Source organism: Shewanella sp. BC20, assembly GCF_003129585.1.
Classification (GTDB): domain Bacteria; phylum Pseudomonadota; class Gammaproteobacteria; order Enterobacterales; family Shewanellaceae; genus Shewanella; species Shewanella seohaensis.
Genome location: NZ_NHRI01000008.1, coordinates 46407 through 72497, shown reverse-complemented (window position 1 = coordinate 72497; position 26091 = coordinate 46407). Strand labels below are relative to the sequence as shown.

The following is a 26091-nucleotide window of genomic DNA, read 5'->3' as shown; positions in this document are numbered from 1 at the left end:
TTTTAGTTAATTTTTTTATCTTTATTATTTTGAAAGCCGGTTAGGTGAATGATTTTATTTGTGTACTCATCTAATTCGGAAGCGCTTTCGAAACCAAAATAATAAATATTATTTTCTAATTTCTTTAGAAGAAAATCATAAGTTTCTGAGTATTTAGGACTGTTTTTAAGTTCAGATATGTTTCCACTAAAACCGTATGCTTTTGACCAAGCATGGATGGTACTGTCGATGCTGACTATTTGGTTATCTGATTGAGAGTTCACTTGGAATATAGAACGTAAAAATTTTATGTATTTACCGTTTCTGTTTATATATAAGATTAACTCAGGATTTGATAGAGCAGGAGCTAATACTTTGTTTATTGAAATCTTTGAAAATTCAGAGAAATTGCCGCTGGCATCGATATAAAATATCTCAGGAATTGAACTGTAAATTGTTGATGGTACATCCAGTATGGCACTAAACTTATTTGCAATGTTCAAAGAGAATTCATTTCCTTTCCCCCATCCGTTTTCAAGCTGAATCGTTTGCTGCTCCAAAACATTTGGCAGAGCAAAAATAACCTCATTACTTGAGACTAATTCTTTCAGTTGATGTTGTCTGCCCCCGATCCATGCTTTCGTCGCCGGAGTAAAGTTCCAACCTTTAATACTGATCCTATCACCTGAAGTATAGGTGTCTCCACCAAGACTGCTGATAATTGGTACTTGTGGATCCAATACCGTTAGCGAATAACCATTAGAGATATTGTCGATTAGATCATAAATAGAAATTGTTGCCTCTTTATTGCCAAATTTAATCTTTGTGGACTGAGGAATGGTCGCGGAAATTACACCTGCGTTTGTCGCATTTATGTTGATGTTGTATATTTCATCCTCAAGCTCAATGATTAAAATATACCTTTGATTGGGTGTGAAGTTACCTGTTACATCTAAACTGTAGCCTCTCAGTCCTTGTTTATATAGCGAATAGGATTCACTTACTTTTGTCTTTGCTGCAGTGATAGACAGGCGATTTGGGTTGTTGAATGCTGAAGGAATAATCGCTACTGTTCGTTGTGCGTCATATATATCTAAGATGTTGTCTGAGTCATCATCCAGATCCAAATAATCAGCTACGCCATCCAAATCCGTATCAATAGGCCGTAACGGTTCTATGGCTTCAGCATAGTCAAAAATACCATTCCCATCAGCATCCAAGTCAGCAAAGTTTCCGAGCATATCGCCATCTAAGTCTGTTCCTGTTTCTGAAGTATCCTTCAGCCCATCGGCATCAGAGTCGTCATCCATGAAGTTGGGAATACCGTCTTGATCGATATCGATAAGCAGCGTGTCATTAATATCAGGGACAAATATTTCTATGGCATCGTTAATTCCATCCCCATCAGTATCTTTTTTGTTTTTGTCTGCACCAAGCGAAGCTTCTAATTGATCACTAACACCATCAGAATCTGAATCAATAAAGACTTCAGCTACGTAGTCTGATGGTGTGTCCTGAGAAGTTGATGAAACACTTAAGTAAACACAGCCAGATACCCTTGGCTGATAGATAAAATGATACTTTAAGTATCCAGTTGCAGTAAAATCGCTTGGCCTAGTAGTACCCAAGGCATTGCCATTAGCGTCAAATAGATTAGCTGTAGGGAAGAAATTACGCCCTTTCCCTTTTATGATGAAGCTGAGACGAGATCCTGATTCGATAACACTATTTGGTATCTCAATTTTAAATACATCAGTATCGCCGCTATTGGGTAAGACACCATGAATCCTAAGCGGAATCTGAGAGGTAATATCTGCACTTGAAATAAGGTTATTTTCTTCGGACTCTTCGAATATTTCAAAAGATGTTTTTCCTGCATCAAACGGATAATCATCCAACTCATCTGGTACCCCATCACCATCTTCATCTTTATTTTCCCAAGTGCCTTGGTTTTCTAAGGGAGCAACCGTTGTTGCTTGTGTAAATAGCGGCAGGGCTAGAAAGGTAATTAAGGATAGAGCGCGGGCAGAGTGAGGCAGTCGCAAAATAAACATCCTTGTGATGAAGCGGCTCTTGGCGAAAAGAGTGATTAAGTGATTGACAACTAGACCTGTTTACCTGTTTGTTCGTCAGTTATTTTTGCGTCTAGAGTCCATCTCCTCAATCACGCTAAAGTATTAACTTAACAACTAGAATAAGCCATTGTTCAACAATGCTTATTCATCTTGCCAAATCCCTACCTAAGTTGGTGGGCATAACGCTAAATAGCGTAACTTTATAGTAGAGTCATTAGTCGATTTGGTTTCTGTTAAATCTACAGAAAATACTCTTTAAACAGCAAGCCTGTTACCGCCACTAAGGCGACTAAGGGAAAAGCGACGAATATGCTGCGGGCGACAATGGTTAATGAATGTCGACGCTTTTGCAGCGTGATTGGATAGTCGAAGTAGACCAGCAGGTAAAGCAGAGGCTTAATCGGAAAGTAGAGGCTCTTTAAGCTGATTGATTTGTCCGATTGCAGCGTGATGATTAGCTCACAGACATCATAGGTGGTGCGCAGGTCGCGCGTGCTGGGCCAAAATCGAACGCAGATTTGCTTTATGTCTTGTCGCTGAATTTCTATCGGGCCAGCTTTGGTCTCGATAAGATGACTGCCGGGGATATTGAGTCGTTTGGCGTTAATCTGACAGACATGCTCTTTCACCCGACCATAAATGCTATCGATGAATAGCTTTTTGAGCATCAGACTACCCAAGATGGTACCTATACTCAGCGCCAACCAGATTTCAGGGAGCATTAGTTGGGGATTGATAAAGGGTAAGATGGCCAATGCCAGCGGCCCAATGAAAAAGAGCATCTCTAAAGGCAAGGGAAGTGGGTAGAGTAGCCTTGATGACTTAAGGCGAATGTCACTGTCGCTAGTGAGTTGATTTTTCCCTTTGAAATCGGTGGTGCCAAACCAGGGGGTGTCGTCAAGGGTTAGCTTTTCCATGCTTGTCAGGTTCCTTTTAAATTGAGGGAGCTAGTGATTGCCGCTATTTGAGCAGATTTAATCATGTACCATTGCCATCAGCATCTCGATCTAAAAAATTTGGAATGGCGTCATTATCTAAATCATTACTTCCCTCAAATTTATCGCTAAATCCATCGCCATCAGAGTCAGAATCCAACCAATTTGGAATAGAGTCATTATCAATATCTATACTTTTATTAATAGTGCCGAAGATAAACTCGAGTCCATCTAAAATTTTATCCTTGTCCATATCATTTTCTAGCAGGTCAGAATCCACAGCTCGTTCTTTCATATCATCAAATGAATCAACATCAGTATCGTTAAAAAATACAATTTCGTAGGAAAGATCTGGCCCACCTGAAAAGTTTTCATCAATTAAACTTAATTGATATGTACCCGGGTCATATATTGGAAAGTTTACTACGTAAATATTCGGTTTTGTGTATTGATATAAAAAGATGTCATTAATAACAAGACCATCTTCATTTGAAATATACACTTGTGGTTTAAATCGAGCTGATGACGTTTTGAAGACAGCTGTGTATTGTTTAAGCTCGGTTGTTACAAACTTAAACAGATCTCCTTTGTCCAATTCAGAGCTTATAACCCCTCGTACTATGACCCCTTGATCTATTTCGATTGGTGTGGCCACTGATGGGTTGTCATTCGGTTCCTGCTCTATAAATACTGGATATTTATTTCTGCTTGAATCAAACGGATAATCATCCAATTCGTCGGGCGCGCCATCACCATCTTCATCTTTATTTTCCCAAGTGCCATGGTGTTCCACAGGAACTGTGGTGGGTGGTGTTAGGGGATCGGTTGTTGGAGGTATCGGTGGCGTGCCACCCTCGCTGGGTTCCAACTCGCCGCCACAGGCGCTTAAGCCTAGACTGAGTGCGATTAAAAGTACCAGCTGCAGTGATTGTTGTTTGATATTAAAATCCTTTTTTATCAATTCCATACCGTACAAAAAATCTAAGTGAGGCGTATTTTATCAAAACTGGCATAGCAGAGGTATTATTACTTAAGAGGTAAACCAATGGCTAACGTAATGAATAAATAGCCTAATGGCTATAAGGCCCTTTGTAACCAAATAGAAAGAGGCCAGTGCTTCGGTGCGACAGACCTAAGTCAATACTTGATTATTTTAATAGTGAGTGCCTTCACTCACCGGGAGCGTCCACATATGGCCATATTAATCTCGCGATAATCAGCAATTAGCATAATCTGGTATCATATGATTACCTACAATAACGTAATAACCTTCCACTGGTTTTGTAAATAGGCTAGTTTGCAAGTTCCAAACCCTTGTATAGCCTTGTTAGTCTTTGGTGATATCGTGTCGAAACGGTATGTAACCCACAACTCTAAGTCATGTCCACGCTGCTTAGCGTTTTCACTAACTAAACTGCTGCTAGAGTTTTTAGCATCTTCAAACGCTAACGCCTCATTTTCATCTATTTGATAATTATCGATACCTAAATATGATGTTTTAAAATATTTGTCATGTAACTCAGATAAATATACTTTTACTTGCTCATCCGTTGCTGGTATTGCAGCAAACACCTTTCTGAATAAGTTTACATCTTGATTTCTAACAACATCGACTGACGCTTTACACAATGCATTCGGCACTGACTGATCAATTTTTTTTGCTGCTGCCAACCACTGAATTAAATCTTCATCATCAGGAGAACCCATTGAAGGCGTCGATATAAGTAGAAATGAAATAATAGCGATCAATTTGTACATAAACATCCTTTTAATTTTACGTTATTGCTTTACTAACTCTTAAAAATTCACAATCAATCATATATGTAATCAGGTGAATATACACTAGAAAAAATAGTGTTTCACTAGCATGCCTGTGACAACGACATTGGTTAAAACAGGAAATGTGAGGGCTATTATATTAGGCAAAAAAGTCCATGACCAATTGCCGTGCTGCGTTGTCATTGGATAGTCAAAAAAACGCAGCAGATAAACAATCTGCTTAAGCGGGAAATACATCGCATTAAGGGTAATGACTTCACCGTTTTTTAGCTTAATATCACACGCGGTAATATGATTGCGCACATGTAGACGATGCATTTGAGATTTATACTTTACCGTGAGGCGCGCAATGTCATCGCGTTGTAACTCCAACGTTCCCAATGTTTTTTTGATTATTGCATTAGCTGGAATGGCTAGACGCTGCTGGCTCACATAGCAACGTAATGTCCCGCTAATACCGTAATGCCGCCTCACCAGCCAATACCGCCCTATTAAATAGACAGGTAATAATCCCACGTTGATTAATACTAATGCACGAGCAAGCTCAGTATTAGGGAAGTTAAGAGGTAACACAGTCAAACCGACCATAAAAATAAGCAATGACAGCGAAATACCGAAAGGCAGAGGGTAAGCTATATTAGCGACATATAAACTCACATCACTCTGTGCATTAAAGTTACGCATCCCTTTAATGTTCAGGTTATAAAACCAAGATTTATCATCTAACTCTATTTTTTTAGCCATATTTACTTCTAATTATTTGTTATTTCTATAAATTCATTCTTTATTCTCATAATTGTTTTACACTGACCTGACCATCGCAGAGATAAAACGACAATAAGTAAACAGCGGTTAAAGTATGCCACATCATGCGAATAAGCGTTTAATACATAAAACTGCGCCCCTTTCTGGGCGAGTTAAATTAATTACCAGTCGTAGGTCACTCTGTTGGCTCAGTTGCAGACTCATTCAGTAATACTAATGGTACTGAAAGCTTAGATGTACTTTTGCTGACAACATTAGAGCCACTTTTAACCGTTAGCTGATACGTCTTATGTGTATTAGGGCATAAATCTCGTCCAGATAACTCATCTCCGCTGACACTAATAACATCACCTGCAAATTCTATATAGTAAGTTGCAATACCGTCATCAGCCATAAAGTCAAAGGCGCCCATGGGACGCCTTCTTGCGGTAAGGGTCAGGGATGCTGACCCAGGTACCAACGACCATTCTCGTGCTGTTTAAAATAGCAGCGACTTCGTCTATCTCCTTTGACGCCTCGCCCCTGATATTTCAGTTTTATGGATCGGGTTGCTTTACCTTTATATTCTCCCTGTTCCATCGGGCCTACTTCCAATATCTGATAGCTTGGCTCGGTCAGTCCCTTGAACTTCTTCTCGAAAGATCGGGCAATACCTCTGCGGATATCCGCCTCATATTCTGCCGCCTCAGGCGGCAGCAGTTTGAGGTAGAGGGTGACATCGTTATGAATGAGACCCTCGCGCATATAACTGTCACACAGGGCGGTGAGATTGGCCTCACTCGCATCGGCCGTACCTTGAAATAATCCATCGTTCCGTGGGGCTGACATTGTGCCCTCTGCCGCTGTTACCACCGATGAAGCCATCAAGGTGAGAATGGATAATACGAGTGTAAATATGGCAACGGGAAAAAAACGCGGCATACATATCCTTATGATTTAAAGCATTCAACATCAATGTTATAGCGGAATGTTGTCCCGCTATTTTTCCCTTAAGCTGCCGTCATCACAATAGCACCTAAGTATTAACCCAAATGCCGAATCAGACATTTATAGCTTTATCTGCGGGCTCAAGGTCAATGCCAGTGGGCTGCAATCATAACTAGATTGAATAACGATGTGATGACCGCCAAGGCGATAACCATAATAACCAGCCGTTCCCTTGGGGGTGGCTGCTCGATAAGCTCCACGGGATAATCAAAAAATATTGCCAGATAGAGCAAGCTTCTATGGGGGTAGGCCATACCGGAAAGCTGGTAATGCTTGCCGTTGTGCAAGTTAATCGTCACACCATGGACCCGATTGCGCTTTTGCATTTCACTGAAATAACTAACCCAATGGAAAGTGATTTTTTCAATCTCAACTCTAGGTATAGTGCTGTTGCCGCCGCAGATATGTTGGGGCAACCTGATACAGTGGCGATTGAAAATTAACTGTGTATTAGCATCGAGCTCCGCCTTATTGATGGACAACTGACGCCACACCCAGCGCTTGCGCCAGCTCAAATATGTCAGCAACCAAATCAGTGTAATGCCTCCGGCCGCAATCAATACGGCAACAGAACCGACACGGCTCAGTACAAGTCCCAGAAGGAGAACGGGAATGGCAGAGGATAATAATAACAGCTCCTGCCTGAGTGGCAGTGCCGTAAACCCAAGTGAAACCGGCAACCTGAATTCATCTTCCAGACGGATCCTGAAAAACTTGCTTTTAAAGCTGATATCAAACCATTTGAGGTCATTGAGCATGTACTTCAATGAGTTCATCCCTGCTGTTCCTTCCTCTTGTGTAACTTATATCGCCAGCCGTGAACTGGCATTTGATTGTATGACAATCTGAGATCATTAATGGAAAAGGGGCTTGCGCCCCTTTTTCATTTGTCGATACGCAATCTAAGCTCAGATATCCTCGACTATCAGAGTCTCAGCTCTCTAAAATACCAGTTCTCACCAATCCGCAAGAACTTGCAGCTGGTTGAACTACTGGTATCACGCTCATTTGATATTTCAATTGACACTTCTTTTCCTTCCACGGCACCAAGACGTTCCTTTTCAATCTTGGTCGGCTCCACTGGGTCTATTCCTTCAATAACGATGGAGGCCGGCTTTCCCTGATAGGTGTTCATATATTTCTGGTGCCTTGCGGACAATTCATTTTTCAACACCTTCTCGCCAAAAATACCCAGCCAAGGTTCAGGAAATGCCGCTACATAGGCATCAAAATCTTCATCTCTATATATGTCTAACATTCCCATACAACGTTGTACTAAAGGCTCTTGGCTGAAATCCTGTGTCGGGGCTGAGGCATTGGCGAAACCAGACGTGAGCAATAAAAACAGCGTCAATAATCTATTATTCATGTTGTAACATCCTTGCTTGATTCGTTGTGGCATTAACATAGGCACAATTTGTAATTTTGGGATTCACCCCTTTAACCACTTTTATCCTGTAAGACTTAATCATTTCAATAAAGTCAGGATCTGATGCCGCCATCTTACTAATTAATGGTATCAACAAAATGTTCGATAGTGCCAGTCTCTCAGCATTAATTTCGACAGACTTTTCCTCCATGAAAATAGCAACAGTGGAAGTGGGAATATAATCATTTGAATTTTTAATATACAGTTCGTTATAGCTGATATCATTTTTATTTATATCTACATTCACACTATTTTGTGTTAAGCGAAAATAACTTTTCCCATTGTTATCTTTTACATATACCTCTGAATAACCGATTATATTTTCAATGCTATCTGATTTAAGGGTAATAGTTTCCTCGATATCAAAATAAATCTTATTACTGATTAGTTGCAGTGACTCTACGTATAGAAAGCCAGAAACTGCATTCGCAGGGACTGTTATTGTTGCCTCACCATCAACAACCGAATCAGGAGAAACTACAATATCCCCCAAATGCACTGTCATGCCTGGCTGTAGGTTTCTTCCAAAGATCTTTATAATGTCTCCAGCTTTCAGAGAAGAATCCTCCAAATCTTTTATAACTGGAGTTAGAGGAGATGAAACAGTGAAATATCTAGAGTTGCTTTTAACACTGCCACTAGCTAAATAGTATTCATATTCAGCTTCATCAAGAATGTTGTCAGGTAAATAAAATGAGAATCCACTTTCTGCGACATCAGATAGTTTAATGTTATAAAGTTTTGATTGACCTTTTATTACCAAGAATGAATCTGAAACAGGAATATTTTGGCCTTGAATATATACTCTTTCTCCAGGGAGAGCTCTATCAGTCATTGTCACCCCAAGCTTGTCATCAAATCTTAAAGCAAAAACCTGGAATTGTTCAGTTAATGATAGTTTTGAGAGCCTCTCAATATCATTTATATCAAGCAAGCCATCTGAATCATCATCAAGATCCAAAAAGTCGTAGATACCATCACCATCAGAATCTAATGGATTAGCTATATCCACAGCTTCTTTGCTATCAGCTATGGCATTTCCATCCGAATCTGTATCAGCGAATGCACCTACACCATCTAGATCTAAATCTGTAAGTTTTTCTAAATTATCAAGTAATCCATCATTGTCAGAGTCACTATCAAGCCAATTGGGAATATTGTCATTATCCAAGTCAAGTTGTAATGCACCAAAGGCTTGAACATAGACTTCGTTACCATCGTAAACCCCATCTCCATCACTGTCGGGGTTAGATGCATCCATAGCTAATGCGTTTTCAAGCTCAGCAGGTAAACCATCATAATCAGTATCAATGAATGCTTTTACTGAGTATGTTGCATTGGCTCCCCCAGCAAGATTTTGTTCCGCTACTGCAACGTAATAAACCCCAGTTCTTTCAAATGATACAGTTGCTATCGCACCGATCTTTCCGATTGCCTCTGTATTGTTTTTTATTTCGAATATTGCTCGCCCAGTTTCATCCAATATACTGATTGTTGGCTTATAACTGAAATCATTCATAAATAAAACAAAAGTGACGGGAAGAGCAGCATTCACCTGAGATTGATCAATTTGGAATTGATAAACATCCCCATCTCCCCTTTCTTCTAAGACACCCTGCAATTTGAAAGGAAATGAATCTGAAACCACAGTGGCTACCGATGGATTGTCGTTGAATGAGGATTCAGTAGTCGTGCTGTAACTTTGCTTTTTAGCATCAAACGGATAATCGTCCAATTCGTCGTGTACGCCATCACCATCTTCATCTTTATTTTCCCATGTGCCATGGTGTTCTGTGGGCGTGACAGTTGTTGCTTGTGTAAATAGCGGCATGGCTAAAAGGGCGATTAAGGATAGGATCCGAGCTGAGTGGGCAGATGGCAAAATAAACGTCCTTGTGATGAAGCGGCTCTTGGCGAAGAGAGTGATTAAGTGATTGACATCAATGTCAGTGTCATTCTGTCGTTTTTTTAGTCAGCTATTTTTGCCTGTACAACCCATCGCCTCAATCACGCTAAAGTATTAACTTATTTTAGATTGGGTTGGATGAGTCTCGGATAAATTGCGTTAACCAACTGTGGATCGCAAAGTTATGCTTATCAGGTAGTTTATAGGCTAATTTTTCAGCACCATTTTTCGTCAATAGATACGTAACATTTGTTACCTGTGAGACGCCCCAGACATCGGCAAGTTTTTTCCCTTTCTTGTTGAGAATTAACATATCATTCACGACAGCTAACAGATGAGAATTGTAATTTTTACAAATGTATGTAATTAAAATAAATGGTCGCCACTGAATATTTTATAAAATCCCAATACCGTTATCCATAAAAGATAAAAAGCTACTGAAATTATCAAAATAAACCTCCATAACATTGGCCTCTTTTCTACTCTTAGCAGTTGTGTTTCGTAGCCGAGTTGAAACAATGTTTCCATAAATCTATTACAATCGAATGATGTGCCTGGGAGTAGAATATGCTGAGCATTTTCCAGTTCTAAATCCAATAAGAAAATATAACCAGAATAGTAATTATGGTACGAGATATTATTAAGCGCCTTACACCAATTCCAGTAGACAATAATGTTTCTGATTTTACTTTTATCTATATCTTGAGGCATATTATTCTCAAAATATATTCCGGGTAATGAAATCTTGTTTTCATCAATTTTAATAATAGCCTTTCCGTACCCCATGGGAAAGAATTGTCTGTAGGCGATACGGTGTCGATAAAGTATTGTAGCGCAAAAGCCAAGAGTGATTATTACTAGTGAGGCGATCCAATTCTGAGTGGAATATAGAATAAGCAGAGTCAATCCTAAAGCTGTATAAGTCGGGATTAAGGCGCGCTGCTGTTTAGCGACAGGTAAAGGCATTTGCCAGAGATTACATGGAAATAGTCGGAGGATTTTCTCTTTGAAAAAAGGTAGTTGGATATCTTTAAACCGAGCTAGACTCTCTTGGTCTAAGCGTTCTACTTTATCAGGAGAATAATTCAAGGGAATATCTGATTTAACGTTTGAAAGCGATTGTTCCTGCACTTTTTTCTCCATTAAACTAATTCAACTGAATAATATTATTGTCAATAAGTTCAATTTTTTAGGGGCTTCAAACATAAGTCTGCCCCTAGAACTAATGGATAATGCTAGGGACGGACTCGAACATTAGTGACGAATAAAATTGGCGACAATTAACCTTTAGCTACCTGGCATAATACCCCATGATTTCCCTTTAATACGCTTAAAAGTGCATCCTGAATTTCCATGTCCCTTTCCTGCGTCAAACTCATAAAGAATTCTTACATGGGCTCTGTCAGGATTGGCTAGCTTAGCTAGGGAAAAACTTGTTTGCTGGTAACCAGGCTTGCCTACCTCTTTCCTGTATCCTTGAACCAATTTGCGTAAAGCGGTGGTTAACCCTGGGTGGGCATAAAAGTCTGGGTCAGTAAAGGATTTAATTGTCTCCAAATTGCCATTATCTAATGCGTTTCTAAATGCCTTACATTGCTCCAAAAACACAGGGTCTAGATTATCTGTGGCATGAAATTCAAATCGATTTTCAGCTGTTGTGGCGGTCAATGGAAAGAAAAGTGCCATGACTGTAATATTTTTCATTGTTATTCTTGCCATAAAATTTTTACCTTATTGGTGATGGGATCAAAATAGTTGCAATCTACCGGAGAAGAAGGCTCTGCAGAATCCACTTTCATCGTTAAAATGGTGGAAAATTGCTCCCCAGGATTAAAATCAACTTTGGCAGAGGTTTGCCCGCTCAGCACCTTCACATTATTTGAAAAGCACACATAATAGGTTGCTCTAGAATCGGGAACCGTAATGCCTTTCAATTCCAATTTTACCTCACTTGATGTCAATGATACCTCTTTTGTCCGCTTTCGCTCACCAGCTGTCGACTCATCTACAGTTATACCGTTTATAAGTATTTGGAAACTGTCATCTGTCTGATTACCGTTATCACCAAATGTAAAAATCATCTTTGTTGTGTTGATTTGAATATTTGCTGCGGCTTCATTGTTGTCCACTACAACGTATACTTTCCCTGATACTGCATCTTGAGGGACTGTAACAGTAAGCTGTGATTGTGTCGCGCTATCGACATCAACTAATATCCTATCTCCATGTCTATTGGTAAAATATACCTTATTATCAATAAGTTGATCTGAAAATCCTATGCCGGATATGCTGAGGGAACTGCCTGTATAAACCGGTTGTGGCGAGAGTTTATCCAATTTCAGCCCCGTCCCAAAAGTTAGATATGGAGGAGTACTATTCTGCGCTTCACTGTTTGCGATCTCACCTTCAAGGTCAAATTCAACTGTTACTTGTGAATCTTTGGTAACCTTGTCTAAAAGCGTAGGTGGAACATAAATGCTGGCCTCAGTACAAGTATTGTTTACCATATATGAGTCATAAAGTTCACCCATATTCTTAATAATTAATTCCATTTTCTCACCGGTCGATTTATCAGTAAATGTGATTACCGGATATATAGGTTCTCCCCACACACTTTTTACAGGGCAAATGCCAATACCAGTTATTTTTAACTTCACTATTTGCTCATCCAAGGAAATGATTCCAGGATCCAGCTGTAGAAGGCGCAACCCCCAAGTAACTCTATATTCGTATTTCTGATTTAATGTTAATAAATTATACCAAGCTTCACCAACATTCATTCCTGTGCTTAGAAGTTCTAAGCCCTCAATGGCTCTTGCACTTATTCCATAATATGGAATGAAGCTTTCAGCAATTTTAGCAATCACCTTATTCCTAATATCTTTCAGTAGTGCAGCCATATCGTAGCCTGCATAAGAATAAATTGCAGTAAAAACTGGTCCCAATTTTAATGATTGGAATGCTTCTAGTTCTGCATCCATTATTTTTTTAACTTCATTTATGATATCTTTTTCTTCGTCAGGTGTTATTTCTCCATCCGAATAAGCATCAGAAACTGAGTCTATAACATTAGGCATTACTGAGATAAAGATGTCAGTAATATGGATAACCATATCCGGTTTACTTGGGTTTTTTACATAGCCATCAAGTGTAATTCCTTGTTTGTTTTGATCTGTTGATGTGGCATAGGAAACTAAGCCTGAAATCGTTTTAAAAGTTGGCCATATTACTCTGTCGATGAGGTTTCTTATAAAAAGCTGTTTAGCAACCTCCTTCTTTTTTAGTTCTGTTATTGGCTCACCACTTGGACCTGGAGTAATGACTTCAATAAGACAATCTTCAAATCGACAGACATCTAAGTTTGTATCTTTAGACCAGAAAGAAATTGAAAATGCTGCATAATCAACAGGAGATATCATATCTCTATCTACCATAGATGTTATATGCTCATATATTTTTTCTTTTTTATTATCATTTGGGTCTAATCCGACTGCTGGAGCTGTGTTTACGTTCAAGTTATTATCAATTCTATATACAGCAGTACTCAGGTACATTTGAGTGGAGTTTTGGAGTTCAGTGAAACCATCATAATCAAATAAGTCTGAAAGCCCACCTCGTGTTGGTTCTACTTTGATACCATCTTGAGACTCGGTTGGAGTAATAGCCGGGCGTTGTTCATCATTAGAAGAAGACGGTTGAATTTGATGATCTTTAGATAAAAGCTTAGGCTTTACAGAAAGTTGGCTGTTAATTTCCTGTTGTATATCATATATAAGCACTGCTAATTGCATATTAGTTACTGACATAGTTCCTTCTATATCCTTATCTATGCCTTTTTTTATATAGTCAATTAATGTATTGTAACTATTAATCTTTGGAAGTAGATCTAATATTCTTTTTACTTCTTCACTGGGTTTGTCTTGTATAAATCCAGTTAGTGCAATTGCTTGTATTGTGCTTTCCAGATTAAATAAAACTTTTTCATCATTAGGAAATATAATAGTGCTCAAAACTCTAGTGTTGTTTGCGTTAGAAATAATAATGGTATCCGGTCCAGTTTGTTGAATCTGATACATTATTCCAGAGATATCATTCAGATTTGTATATGTTTTATCCGAAAAGGATAACTTGAATGGCCCATTTAATGCGTTGTATTGTTCAGGAATACTCACCGTCACAGGTATTGTTCGGGTAACATTAAGCCAAAAAGTTTCGCTTGTACCATACTGGTTTGAAAGGGCTAAATTTCCAGATGTTGAATCTTCTGGCAAAGTAAATTGTGCATTGTTTGGTCCTAAAACCTCCAATTGTATACTACTATTTCCTAGAATTGCTTGAGTACCTTGAAAGAGTTTATCGCCATTAATTGATATTAACTCTCCCGGTTTGGCTGATTTGGGTGAAATATCATATAAAATAGGGGTTTTTTTATCCATTAACCATACTTTAATTGAGTTGGTTTTTTTTCCGTCAATTATCATGAATAGGCTAACTTCTTCCCCTCCTAGATTTGTGCTAGCATAATCTGGAACGACAACTTCTATAGTATCGTTATTTTTGGCTGATACTCTTATATTTACTGGTTTCCCATCGTCATTTAGTTTATTTAATACAATATACATCAAACTACCAGAAAGATTTTTACCAGATATAGTTATAGCTCCCTTAGGCATCATTTTGTTCATGGCATAACTATTACCATAAATATGATACACCACACCATTCAGTAGAGAGTTTTCTGATGTTATTAATGGTTCTTTTGGTGAGGAATCTAAAGTATCAAGTAACAGATCTCCGTCATCATCCATATCCGTATAATCAGGAATTCCATCGCTATCAGTATCTTGCATAAAGCCTATAGCATTATCGAAATCATTACTATCTAGGATACCGTTTCCATCACTGTCAATATCTACAAAGTCAGGATATCTGTCCCCATCCGAGTTTCTTGCTGTCTCAATCAGATCTGAAATTGTATCGCCATCACTGTCATCATCTAACCAGTTTGGTATATTATCATTATCCACATCTAAATCACGTTCAGTACGACTCTTGAATACATGGTACTCATTACCATCCAAGATCTGATCATTATCGGCATCTTGACGTGTAGAATCCATGCCAAGAGCTTGCTCTTTTATATCATCTACTCCATCCCTATCATTATCCACAAATGCTAAGGCATTATATGTGAAACTTGAGTCATTATTCCCATTTTTATCGGATATACTCAAATTATAATTTCCAGCGATGGTAGGTCTAAACATAATAGCATCACCAATTCTGCCGGAGTATTTTATAGCAATTGACTGAGTTTGTAATACATTTCCGTTATCGGTAATTATTGCCATTCTTGGATTAAATTTTGGCTCATCTTTAAATAGAACTATACTTATCGAAATATTTTTTTCTATTTGCTCCTGAGATATGTTGAATTTAAAGTCATCAATATCAATTGAGTCACTGATTGCTCCTTCTACGCTGAATGGGAATTCATTGACAAGTGTTGCTTGTGCAACGTTATTATTGAACTCTTTTTCAATAACCACTGAGAAATGATGTTTGTCTTTATTAAACGGATAATCATCCAATTCATCTGGCACCCCATCACCATCTTCATCTTTATTTTCCCATGTGCCGACAAAATCACTCGGATCTGTTGGGTCAGTTGGATCCGTTGGGTCGGTAGGATCGGTTGGTGTAGTAGGATCTGTTGGTTTATTAGTTCCTTCACCTGGCTGTAGATCTTCGTTACAACCACTTAGACTTAACGTGCTGGCGATGAGGATAGCCAGCCAAATCGATTTATACTTCATTGTCGTAGTTCCCTTAACAATCTTCCTAGTTTGAGTTTATCTTTGGTTAAATAATCGGTTTGATGTCGCGCTAATATCTAAAGGGGCTTTGCATACGCATAAGTCCTTGTGAGACCAAAGCGAGGTATATATCACCTGTCGCTAGGCCTATTGCGTTACAGGCAATTTGGTCGCTGTTTGGTTGATATAATGGTGAAGTCACTATGCTTTTTATTACATAGTTGGCGAATGGCACTATGAGTTTTTGACACCAACGAACTTCAATTTGTAATAAGTTGGCATCTTGGATATTTAGGTTTCGATCCTGGCTAATATTCACAACTTTTGGGTTGCGATACATCAAGTTATTATTCGGTATTTCATATACGTATCCATTGGGATATTTACTCCTAACTTTGAATTTATCAAAGACTGCTCGGTCAGGGCTTAAGATGCGTATTTCGCTTTGGATTGCGGTAGCGGCTTTTGCAATGACAACCGCTTTCATAATATCGGCCATATCAGTGCCATGGGCATAGAGTGGCATCATGCCTTCAGCTAAGCCTTTGCGGATCTCTACTATATTGCCGTTATACAAGGTTCCAGCACGGACGGCCTTTATCGTGGCAGCGTCTAATGTGCTTTTGGCGGAATAGATAAATCCCCATTGAGCGATTAGCATCATTGCTACCAGTATGATAGGCATCAAGAAGGGCAGACTAAGGTTGAATTCAACCATGGACTGGCCTCGTTGTTTATGTCTGAGCCACTTCATTGCACTTCCTGTGGCTCTGGAGAGCGATCATTACTCTGCAGACTGTTAAGGGCATCGAGTAATGCATTGATTTGTCGCCCAGCGGGAGTGCTGTTATCCCCCTGACGTTTTGCTGAAGCTAATACTTGGGTAGCTTGTTTTAGCCTAACTAAGCTTATGTTGTACCAGGCTTTTTGGTTTTCAGGTTCGAGTTGCAAACAGCGCATATAGGCTTCTATTGCAGCGTCATGGCGGCTTGTTCTTGTATAAATATTCCCCAATCTAAACCATGCTGGGGCGTAATTCGGGACGCTGTTGAGTACTTCTAAATACAAACTTTCTGCTTGGTCTAACATTGCCATTTTATAGGCTTGCTCAGCTTCAGCCTGTATAGCCACGATTTGTGTATTGTTCTTCGTTTCTTGTTGCTCTGTGGTCGAGGCACATCCTGTGAGATTGCTAAGACCCATAAAGCAAAGTAACAAGATCAGTTTAGGTGCCATGTTAGAGCCGCTCCCTTGGTGATGTTTTTTAATGTTGTTGTGCCAGCAAGAAGCTCAAGTACCTTAGTGGCACCTAAACACGCACTGGCTCTATAGGGCTTGAGATGGGACTCAATCTTGATGACGATGTCATGCTTATCCAAGTAGACAATGTCCAATGGGTAAGACATGCCGAATGTATGAACAGAATTACAAGGTGAAATCAGTAGGCCTTGCGCAGGTGTCAATTGCTGTCGTCCTAATAAGCCGCGTAGACGAAGCCATGGCGTATCGGCGATAAAAACATGAATATTTTCACCAGTTTCCGTTTTTAGTGTGGCATGGGGCATTTTATAACTCATACATAAACTTCATCGCGATTGGGAAGGCTAAAATCATAAATGTGACTGGGAAAATGAACACAATCAGTGGAAAAACGAGTTTTACTGGTGCTTCTAAAGCTTTTTTCTCGGCTCGCTGAAATCTTTCTACTCGCCGTTGATCCGATTGAATTCTGAGCGTGTGTCCAAGGCTTGCCCCCGTTTTTTCCGCTTGGGCGAGTGCGCTGACTAGACTATTGATTTCAGTTACTTGGATTCGATTAGCCATATTGCGGAATGATTGAGCGCGCGACATGCCTGCACGCATGTCGCGGATAACTTTTTCAAATTCAATTCTTAGTGGCCCCGCTGGACCACGTTCAACGGCTTGGCTAAGTGCGCCAGTCATGTTCAATCCAGCTTCAATCGACATTGTTAAGTAGTCGAGATACACAGGGAGTGCTTTGACAATTTGGCCTTGACGCTTTTTACGCAGATCGTTGAGTGTCAACACTGGCAAAAAGTAGCCCAAAAGAGCCGAAAGAAGGATGTACTTGATACTCATACTGTCGAGTAGTAAGCAGCATATGAAGGTCAAACTAACAGAAAATAGTGTGCTTATGATTCTAATCGCAAAATATTGTTCTGCCGTTATCATGTAAGACAGGCCAGATAACTGTAATTTTTTGGCGACGCGCTCGAGGTAATCTACGCTAAGATTCTCACTGATATAAAACGCAAATAAGCGCACGAGCGGCCACAATAATTTGAGACCGGGTGATAGGGGATCCATAAACTCGCGGTTGTCGGCAGGCACTCTTCGGTAAATGCGGATGCAACTGACGGCCAAAAAGACCACCGAGAGAGTAAAGACGCATATAATGAGATTGATCATGCTGTATTGCCTCCTTATACATCAATGGCGACAATTTTGCGGATAGACATGTATCCGCTAATGAGCATGATTGTGATAAGAGCGATAAGTGCCCATCCCATTGGTTCGGTTAGGATTCTGCCCATGGATTCTGGCTCCATGTGATAAAGCACTATGCCGATGAAAACTGGCAGGAGCGTCATCACAACGCCCTGCATTTTTCCCTGCGAAGTCAACGCATCGATTTTCCCTTCCATTTCAATCTTACGTCTCAAGGTTGCCGATAGTCTGAGTAATACTTCTGCGAGATTTCCGCCAACTTCCCTTGATATTTGCATCCCTGCGACCACCAATTGAAACTCATCTTCTGGGATGCGCTTGAGCATGTTATCTAAGGCTTGGTTGAACTCGACCCCAAGTCGCTGCTCCCGAAGGAATAGTTGAAACTCCTGGCGTATGGGCGCTTCCATTTCTTCAGCCATAAATTCAATCGCGGTACTTACGTTAGAGCCTGACTGCATCGATGAGGCGATCATGTTAAGTCCGTCGGGCAGTTGATGAACAAACTTTCGGCGGCGACGTTTATGGAGAAACCGATAAGCAAATCGCGGGATTATAGCCAGTAAAATGCTGATTAATATGCCAATTACCCAAGAGCCTAAGAAGATTTTTAGCAGTATCGGCACCGATATAAGGGTGAGCATGTTGAGCAGAAATAATTGACGAGGTTCGATAAATAAGAACATGTCAAACAGGTTTGCTCTGGCAGATGTCGTAAAGGTCTCTTGGTATCTATGGCCGAGTTTTTCCGACAGATGTTTCAAAGACCATACTAGGAGGGTGACAGCTAGAAAGACGAGGGCTGCGGCAATGAATGCGCTATTCATATCGAGTTTCCTTGTCAAATATATCCAGTTGGACTTTTACACCTTGTCGACGTAGTTGCTCGTAGAACTCTGGCATAGTGCCAGTTGCGGTGTAGTAGCCTTGGACTTTCCCTTGTTCATTAAATCCGGTTTGTTCAAACTTAAAGATCTCTGATAGTTGCACTATCGAGCCTTCTAAGCCTGTGACTTCGCATATGCTGGTGATACGTCTGGATCCATCGGAAAAGCGAGATTGTTGAACTATGATGTTGACCGCAGAAGTAATCTGTTCTCGGATAGCGAGCACGGGTAAATCCATCCCTGCCATCATGACCATAACCTCTAGGCGGGAGATACAGTCTCTTGGTGAGTTTGAGTGAGCCGTCGTGAGTGAACCATCATGGCCTGTATTCATTGCTTGCAACATGTCCAACGCTTCGCCGCCGCGGCACTCACCGATCACTACTCTGTCTGGGCGCATCCGTAAGCAGTTTTTGACTAGATCTCGAATTAATACCGCGCCTTTACCTTCTTGGTTCGGAGGGCGAGCTTCTAGCGAGACTAAGTTAGGTTGATACAGTTGAAGTTCGGCGGCATCTTCTACAGTAACAATGCGTTCGTTATCTGGGATGAAGTTTGATAGTACGTTGAGTAATGTGGTTTTTCCCGAGCCTGTTCCGCCGGAGATAACAATGTTGCGCTTCTGCTTTACCGCCATTTCGAGAAAACTCGCCATAGCGCTGTTCATTGAGCCAAATTTTACGAGATCGTCACAGCTTAAGCGCCGTTGCATAAATTTTCGTATGGTAATGCAGGGGCCTTTTAAGGCTAAAGGGGGAATAACTGCGTTGACTCGGGAGCCATCTTTCAAACGAGCATCCACCATAGGAGAGCTTTCATCGATTCGTCTTCCTATTGGGGTTACGATGCGTTCAATTGCGCCCAGCACGGCTTGGTCATCGGAAAAGGCAATGTCAGACAAATAGAGCTTGCCTGCTTTTTCGTAAAAGATTTGATCGTGGCTATTCACCATGATTTCGCTGACGTCAGGGTCGGCAATCAATGCCTCTAATGGACCTAAGCCTATTGTTTCATCAAGGACTTCTTTAACTAACGAACTGACTTCGATATCAGCGGGTAATCTAAAATCGGCGATAATTTGGTTGATGAGAGATTCACTTTGAGTGCGTAATTCGGTATCACTCATCTCGTTAACGTTCACCCGACGCAGATCCATCAGCTTGAGTAGTTCAGTATGTACCTTACGGCGCCATTCGTTTCTAATCCTGATCTTGTTAACCAGTTCATGGTCGATTGCCGATGTTTGCTCTACTGCTGCCTGAGTGGTTACTGAAGCTGGTGCACTCTGCTCGTGAGGAATGTTAATTCTGGCGTGAACGTGGCTTGCGGTGGCGTCATGCGATGCTGAGTGCGCCTCATATTGCGGATCGCTGGTATGTACCCTTAGTTGATAATCTCCTACCTGTATTGTGTCGTTAGTGGTAATCGGTCCATAGGATTTATATTTTTTGTCGTTAACTCTAAGCCCCGTAATGCTTTTATTATCTTCAATGAAAATACCATCTCTATCTTGCCTTAAGGTGGCATGATGTTTAGAAATTTTAAGTCCACGGAGAACAATGAGTTGGCTAGGATCTTTTCCTATTTGACACTCGGAATGAATGCATTGGAATTCTCCTACTTTGGTCCCCTTGGTTGTGCTGACGATGACGCTAAACATGCTTGTCTCCTAATCCTATCCCTAATCTAAGATGTAAAACGCTTCAAGCTTGGTTGCGTCCTCAGCCATCTCTAATCCTTTGGCGAGTTGTTTTTTGTGGCTTTCTTCTTCAGGGAAAACGATAGTAGGGGTGACGAATATGACTAACTCCGTTTTTTTGTCTTTAAAATCTCGAGACTTAAATAATTCGCCTAGAATTGGAATGTCGCCTAGTAAGGGGAACTTATTAACTATTTTGGACATTTCACTATTCACTAAGCCGGAAATAACAATAGTTTCATTATTTCTGACGTTAATGACTGATTCGGTACGTCGGGTCAGCATGCCTGGGATGCCATCGATTGACATTGAAGGATCGATTGAGCTGACTTCGGCCATGACTTTAGAAACGATATTTTGCTCGTCATCGACTAGCGGTTCTATGTCGAGTTTTATGCCGTATTCTTTAAACTCGACATCGACAGCACCAAGACCATTCACACTGCGTATCGGGAATTCGCCACCGGCTAGAAAAGTTGCTGATTCTCCACTGCGAGTGGTGAGGTTTGGCTCAGCCAACATTCTGGCATCACCCTTCTCCGAGAGTAGTTGGATTTGTGAGCCTATCCCTGTAACGATTCCAAAGTAGCTCCAGCCTCGAGTATCCAGTACGCCGATACTCTCGGTAATTGCTTCGCTGATAGCACCAGAATACTGACCCGGAGAGGCAACACTAAAAATGGGGTTTGCACTAAAAGCTTTGGCTGCACCATAAGCGGGGCCTGACATGGCGCTTTCCCACTTCACACCAATATTGTTTAGGGTTGATTTGTTGAACTCAACGATCTTTACCTGCATTTTGACCATTGGGGCTAATGTCTTAGCAAACTTTAGATATTTGACTAAAGACACGATATTAGGGCTTGCCTCAATTATTTTTTCTAACTGCTCTTTTTGTTCGAGATCCGCTTCGCCTTGAACGACTATGAGTCCGTCAGACTCTGTGACTGTGAGTGATGGGAACGCAGCTAACATGGTTTTGACGGTCTGAATGGTGCGTGATGCATTGTCTTGGGTGACGACTACGCTCAACTTGATAAGTTTGCCGTTTTTTTGCCATAGCTGCAGGTCTGACTCTCCCGCCGTTTCGCCAATGAGTAAGACTCCTTTATTGTCTACAACTTTAGCGCTGATGATTTTGCCATTACCCACTACGATACGGTCTACATCTGTTGCTTTATAAAGTTCAACGGCTCCCACATAGAGTTTCAGTGGGGTGTTGTTGTGTGCATAGCAAATGTAGGGAGCCGAAACTAATACCCAAAAAAGGATAAATATCTTTTTAATATTCATAGCGCGGTTTTATGCTCTTGTTGGCTGAATTGTTTATAGTGAGTCTGTGGGAGGGGATATTCCTGAATGGTGGTAGTGATGCCACCTCCACCAGTAATGACTTCAACTTCTTGATTAAATGAATTGATTGTATTTTGAAATAATTGCCCTTCATGTAGAGAGACAAATTCAAGGGGGCGATCTTCATTTTGATTACGCAATAATGTCACGAAGCTACCTTTTAGTTTTGCAAGGGAAACTCTTGCTGCATCTTCAACGGATAGCGCTAAAGTCACAGTGTTATAGGCATTTGGATTATCGTAAAGGGTATCTACTAATTCGGGATTGACATCAATACTTTGTCTTCCGGTTGCTAGTACGGTGACATTTTCTAATAGGATATGTAATTTATTACGTTCTTCACTTGAGGATTCATCTTTGTAAGAGAGCAGTAAATCGATGTGATCAGATGGAACCAACATGCCCGCATTTGAATTAATATCGTCAATATTGATAGTGACGGCTCTTTCCCCGTCTTTTAGCATATCGGAAAATTGTGAAATTCGTTGTCCGGGGAGATAGGTCTTTAATAGTGGGCGACCAGGTGACATTGGCTCGAGTAATATTTGTCCCTCAATTTCACCAAATTGACTTGGATGAATAGCCTCTAATGGTAAAGTGTCAGCTTGAATGCTACGAACAGACATATTTTGCTGCGAAATAATATCACCTTTACGTAACTCTTGTGTTGCGACAACGACATCTGCCATTTCAGTGTTATCTTTGGATAGTTCAGCTCTCAATTCTTGTTCTTTAACGATGAAATAGTTCTTCGTTGCCCAAGCGCTAACACCACCCAGAATGAGTGCAATAAGGAGTAAAATCCAATTAAAGTCTAACGATTTAAGTTTCATTAAAATACCTGAGTTTAATTAGGGAGTGCAGATAATGACTTGGCATAAGCAAAGGCGGTATACCACTCTCGAAGTGCCTCAATGCATATTTCCATGATGTTCTTTTGATTTTCTAAAGGAACCAACAAGGCGGCAACTAAAGCTCCGCAAACAACTAAGTATTCAATGCTGGCTTGACCTTGAGTAAAGGTTTGAAACTGTTTCATTTATTGTCTTTCCATGACTTGATTTGCAATTATATAGGTCACGTCATTTTCTTTGTTGAAACTTATGTCTACAACATCAGTTCCCTTGCTGAGTTGTAGTGCTGCGGTACCTATTGATGCCTCTAGTAGTCCAATATTTTCAATCCAACCTTGTTGCAGAAAGTAATTTCGATAGAAGTAATAGTTGGTGCTCACACTTTGTTTGCTAGCAATAGTGAGAGTGCGTCCATTTTTGTAAATATCATTAGAATGAATGTCTGAAATCACATCGCTATTCATTAGGGTCGGAAAGCTATTTTTCCTTGCCTGATGCAGTGACTGTTCATCCATATCTTTTGTGATACCAACATAAGCAATTACACCATCAAAATTGTTCTGTATTCTCACTGTAAGTAGATAAGGCGGTTGGAGGCTGTTAATAATGTAATCGCCGTTGAACATTCTGGCATCGAAGCGAAAACTGTTATTTTTCCAGAGATTCTTAAAATAACTCGCAGTCATCATTTGGCTTTGCTTATCTGTCATTAACCATGTTTTCATGGGATAACCATTATGTGTCATGTTATCTGCGACAATTTCAACTTTAGCCGTATCAGGAAATTGGATCTCTGGCCAATCAGAAGATTGTGCCATGCCAGAAAATAGTAACGTGGTAAGGAACAAGTATTTCATGCACTATCCTCCACAGTTAGCTGTGCCATATGTGCACAGTCTGTTTTGAGGCAAAATATTAGGTTCAACATACCCAAACTTAAGTTTACTGGGACTAAGCTCTTTGCCGAATGGTATTATCTCAAGTGCTTTCTGGGCAGCTTGTATTAATCCCATATCCATCGTTTTGGTTAGTACTAAGCGTTCTACGCGATTTTTGACATGATGAGGACCTGCAGCATTCCAACCTGAAGCGAGTAGGGCGCTACTGCCCTGAACTTTTAGATCTAACTTATCAAATGGTGCTAAATAGAAATTTTCCATTTGATGGTTAACTTTTGTGCGATAAAACTGGTCTGTTTCAAGGTCGAATCCCGTATAGGACAATAGGCCTACTGCTTTCTCAACAGCGCTACCGACATTACCGGGCAATTCCTGACCACGATTTGATTGGGTCACTCTATCGAGCTCATTGCTATTTTGAGGCGTTTCACTATGTGATTTAATCGCTATTTGTTGAGCGTCATCTTGTTTTACTTGGTGCTTGAGCATTGGGTGTACTTGTTTTGACCAGTCCCATGCTTGCTTATTCGTGCTGCTTAGTTTGATGCCATCCTGTTGATAAAGTCGCCATGGGATTTGCTTGGCGAGATCGATTTCGGTCTTTTTTGCCAGATAGAGATCCGAGCGATTTGGTAGGCGACTGGGTGCACTTTCTTTCCAGACAGTACGTTCCCAAGCAGTATAGTGTGATGCTTGCTCAACTCTATGTTGGACCCCAGTGAGCTTTGCCATAAATGGCAAAAGTAGCAATAGCGGAACAGCAACATAGGTTAAGCCGATAACTGATTCAACAAGGGCTTGCCCTGTTTGCTTGTGACGTACAGTCATTTACAAAGCCCTCGTTAATGCCAGCACAACACTACGCTCAGTACTTGTTGAATCGGTTAATCGAGTTTGCCAAAAGGGGTTATATAGGTTGCCATATTCATGTCGGTTATCCGAGCGACTCCAAGAGCTTGATGTGAGCATTAAATCTCTTGGACGAGAATAATAAACCTGCGCAGTTGAGAGGGCATTTAAACGCTTGCCGAGCATTTTCTCATTTAATGCTGGGTTAGTGTTTTGCTCTCCAGCTTTTACCGAGCTTGTGGTGCCAACATCTTTCTGTGGTTTAGAAACAACAATAGCGATATTGCTAGTTTGGTCTCTTTCTTTGGCAGAGTTAGATAAGCCAAAGAATGGTTGGATACCGCTATATCCACCATTAGTTTCCTCATCCTCTTCTGCATAGCCAGATGAAGTTCGGTTCCTATCGCGACTATAGCCCCATGATTTATTATCGCCAGATTTGCTGATACTTGTTTGTCTGTTTGAGCGAGTTGAAGCCCAGCCTAGTGGCATTTCTGTTGGACGGCACCATTTCCTCCCGAATAATCCACAACCCCTCGTCCTCATATGGGTGGCTATAGTATCCATTGCGGTCCAAGTTTCAGCTTTATTTTTTCCATTAGAAATTAAATCGCTTCCACCCGCTTTTTGCGTATTCCACTTAACAAATAATAGGTTTTTTGTCCATAGGCCGTTTAGCTCATAGGTTCGTTTACGACTGAAACTATCCCTAGAATCAAGAGTAACATTTATAAAATCATTATATTGTGTTCTGTTACTTTGATTATTTCTTGCATGACGTTCTTGGAAACCTACCCAGAGATCTTTTATATCTCCTAGCATTTGTGGATTTTGCATAAGATCTAGCTGCGCTTTAGGATCATTGGCTTTAACAATGTCACTTGCTGTAGACATTGTGGAGACTAAACCGGCATAGTGGATAATTTGCTGCGACTGGCTTAATACATTTAAAATAATATCTTCGGTATTGACCATGAATTTTATGAAAGGTTGAACCCCTGTATTTACTGCCTTAATTACTTTGTCTACTGCCGCAATAGCCTGACCAATATATGGGACACTACAGAAATAATCGCAGGCTGTTTCTGAAAATTGCTCTGTCATATTAAACCAAGATGACAGGCCAACAAGTTGTGCGATTGCAACTTGATTCGCAACTGCAGCTCTATTGGTATAGGCCTTATAATTAAAATCGCGAGCTGCAATTGTAGCAACGCTATAAGCTGTATTATCTGCGGTATTTTGTAGCTTGGTACTTTTGAGGTTCAATTGAGCGGAATTGAAGCTAAACAGCACTACCATAATCGCAAATGACATGAGAATGAGGGACAGTACCATGGCTTGTCCCTTTTGTTGAATCAGCATCTATCACAGTTCCTTTGCTAGTGCATATTCCCTATAAAACTAAAA

25 protein-coding genes are annotated in these 26091 nt (G+C 40.5%); all 25 read right to left on the bottom strand.

Features of this window, described 5'->3' with window-relative positions:
• Positions 1 to 2: 2 nt before the first annotated feature.
• A complete protein-coding gene (locus CBX96_RS10150) occupies positions 3 to 2024 on the bottom strand; it encodes an IPT/TIG domain-containing protein (RefSeq protein WP_181382186.1) in 2022 nt (673 codons plus the stop codon).
• 269 nt (positions 2025 to 2293) lie between these two features.
• A complete protein-coding gene (locus CBX96_RS10145; protein WP_109286604.1) occupies positions 2294 to 2971 on the bottom strand; it encodes a hypothetical protein in 678 nt (225 codons plus the stop codon).
• Positions 2972 to 3032: 61 nt separating this feature from the next.
• Entirely contained in the window at positions 3033 to 3956 is a 924-nt protein-coding gene (locus tag CBX96_RS10140) for a hypothetical protein (RefSeq protein WP_109286603.1), read from the bottom strand.
• Positions 3957 to 4240: 284 nt separating this feature from the next.
• Complete coding sequence (locus tag CBX96_RS10135; RefSeq protein WP_109286602.1) at positions 4241 to 4747, bottom strand: hypothetical protein; 507 nt, start codon at positions 4745 to 4747, stop codon at positions 4241 to 4243.
• Between the two features lie 84 nt (positions 4748 to 4831).
• A complete protein-coding gene (locus CBX96_RS10130; RefSeq protein WP_109286601.1) occupies positions 4832 to 5512 on the bottom strand; it encodes a hypothetical protein in 681 nt (226 codons plus the stop codon).
• 196 nt (positions 5513 to 5708) lie between these two features.
• The gene (locus CBX96_RS10125) at positions 5709 to 5945 is read right to left on the bottom strand and encodes a hypothetical protein (RefSeq protein WP_109286600.1); all 237 of its coding nucleotides are present in this window, start codon (positions 5943 to 5945) and stop codon (positions 5709 to 5711) included.
• A 23-nt stretch (positions 5946 to 5968) separates the two neighbouring features.
• Positions 5969 to 6361, bottom strand: coding sequence for a hypothetical protein (locus CBX96_RS10120; RefSeq protein ID WP_146194337.1), 393 nt, complete (start codon positions 6359 to 6361; stop codon positions 5969 to 5971).
• Positions 6362 to 6606: 245 nt separating this feature from the next.
• On the bottom strand, positions 6607 to 7296 hold the full coding sequence (locus CBX96_RS10115; protein ID WP_109286598.1) for a hypothetical protein: 690 nt from the start codon (positions 7294 to 7296) through the stop codon (positions 6607 to 6609).
• Between the two features lie 149 nt (positions 7297 to 7445).
• Positions 7446 to 7889, bottom strand: coding sequence for a hypothetical protein (locus CBX96_RS10110; RefSeq protein ID WP_023265420.1), 444 nt, complete (start codon positions 7887 to 7889; stop codon positions 7446 to 7448).
• Entirely contained in the window at positions 7882 to 9831 is a 1950-nt protein-coding gene (locus tag CBX96_RS10105; protein ID WP_146194336.1) for a hypothetical protein, read from the bottom strand. Before CBX96_RS10105 ends, CBX96_RS10110 begins: the two co-directional genes overlap by 8 nt.
• A 390-nt stretch (positions 9832 to 10221) precedes the next feature.
• Positions 10222 to 10986 (bottom strand): hypothetical protein, encoded by a 765-nt coding sequence (locus CBX96_RS10100; RefSeq protein WP_109286596.1) that lies wholly within the window; start codon positions 10984 to 10986, stop codon positions 10222 to 10224.
• Positions 10987 to 11142: 156 nt separating this feature from the next.
• Complete coding sequence (locus tag CBX96_RS10095; protein WP_109286595.1) at positions 11143 to 11574, bottom strand: hypothetical protein; 432 nt, start codon at positions 11572 to 11574, stop codon at positions 11143 to 11145.
• The gene (locus CBX96_RS10090; RefSeq protein WP_181382185.1) at positions 11562 to 15671 is read right to left on the bottom strand and encodes a hypothetical protein; all 4110 of its coding nucleotides are present in this window, start codon (positions 15669 to 15671) and stop codon (positions 11562 to 11564) included. Before CBX96_RS10090 ends, CBX96_RS10095 begins: the two co-directional genes overlap by 13 nt.
• A 70-nt stretch (positions 15672 to 15741) precedes the next feature.
• Complete coding sequence (locus CBX96_RS10080; protein ID WP_258294433.1) at positions 15742 to 16425, bottom strand: TadE/TadG family type IV pilus assembly protein; 684 nt, start codon at positions 16423 to 16425, stop codon at positions 15742 to 15744.
• Positions 16422 to 16907: a tetratricopeptide repeat protein gene (locus tag CBX96_RS10075; RefSeq protein WP_109286592.1), complete on the bottom strand. Its 486-nt coding sequence runs from the start codon at positions 16905 to 16907 to the stop codon at positions 16422 to 16424. Before CBX96_RS10075 ends, CBX96_RS10080 begins: the two co-directional genes overlap by 4 nt.
• Positions 16892 to 17248: a DUF192 domain-containing protein gene (locus CBX96_RS10070; RefSeq protein WP_258294432.1), complete on the bottom strand. Its 357-nt coding sequence runs from the start codon at positions 17246 to 17248 to the stop codon at positions 16892 to 16894. Before CBX96_RS10070 ends, CBX96_RS10075 begins: the two co-directional genes overlap by 16 nt.
• Positions 17238 to 18101 (bottom strand): type II secretion system F family protein, encoded by an 864-nt coding sequence (locus CBX96_RS10065; RefSeq protein WP_109286590.1) that lies wholly within the window; start codon positions 18099 to 18101, stop codon positions 17238 to 17240. The genes CBX96_RS10070 and CBX96_RS10065 overlap by 11 nt, the downstream gene beginning before the upstream one ends.
• 14 nt (positions 18102 to 18115) lie before the next feature.
• A complete protein-coding gene (locus tag CBX96_RS10060) occupies positions 18116 to 18967 on the bottom strand; it encodes a type II secretion system F family protein (RefSeq protein WP_109286589.1) in 852 nt (283 codons plus the stop codon).
• Positions 18960 to 20687 carry an ATPase, T2SS/T4P/T4SS family gene (locus CBX96_RS10055; protein WP_109286588.1) on the bottom strand — a complete coding sequence of 576 codons (1728 nt, stop codon included), beginning with the start codon at positions 20685 to 20687 and terminating at the stop codon, positions 18960 to 18962. The genes CBX96_RS10060 and CBX96_RS10055 overlap by 8 nt, the downstream gene beginning before the upstream one ends.
• 21 nt (positions 20688 to 20708) lie before the next feature.
• Positions 20709 to 22019, bottom strand: coding sequence for a type II and III secretion system protein family protein (locus CBX96_RS10050; protein ID WP_109286587.1), 1311 nt, complete (start codon positions 22017 to 22019; stop codon positions 20709 to 20711).
• The gene (gene cpaB, locus CBX96_RS10045; RefSeq protein ID WP_109286586.1) at positions 22016 to 22912 is read right to left on the bottom strand and encodes a Flp pilus assembly protein CpaB; all 897 of its coding nucleotides are present in this window, start codon (positions 22910 to 22912) and stop codon (positions 22016 to 22018) included. The genes CBX96_RS10050 and cpaB overlap by 4 nt, the downstream gene beginning before the upstream one ends.
• A 14-nt stretch (positions 22913 to 22926) precedes the next feature.
• A complete protein-coding gene (locus CBX96_RS10040) occupies positions 22927 to 23118 on the bottom strand; it encodes a hypothetical protein (RefSeq protein ID WP_109286585.1) in 192 nt (63 codons plus the stop codon).
• On the bottom strand, positions 23119 to 23790 hold the full coding sequence (locus CBX96_RS10035) for a hypothetical protein (protein WP_109286584.1): 672 nt from the start codon (positions 23788 to 23790) through the stop codon (positions 23119 to 23121).
• 3 nt (positions 23791 to 23793) lie between these two features.
• Positions 23794 to 24660: a hypothetical protein gene (locus CBX96_RS10030; protein WP_109286583.1), complete on the bottom strand. Its 867-nt coding sequence runs from the start codon at positions 24658 to 24660 to the stop codon at positions 23794 to 23796.
• Positions 24661 to 26046, bottom strand: coding sequence for a Tad domain-containing protein (locus CBX96_RS10025; protein WP_109286582.1), 1386 nt, complete (start codon positions 26044 to 26046; stop codon positions 24661 to 24663).
• Positions 26047 to 26091: the final 45 nt, after the last annotated feature.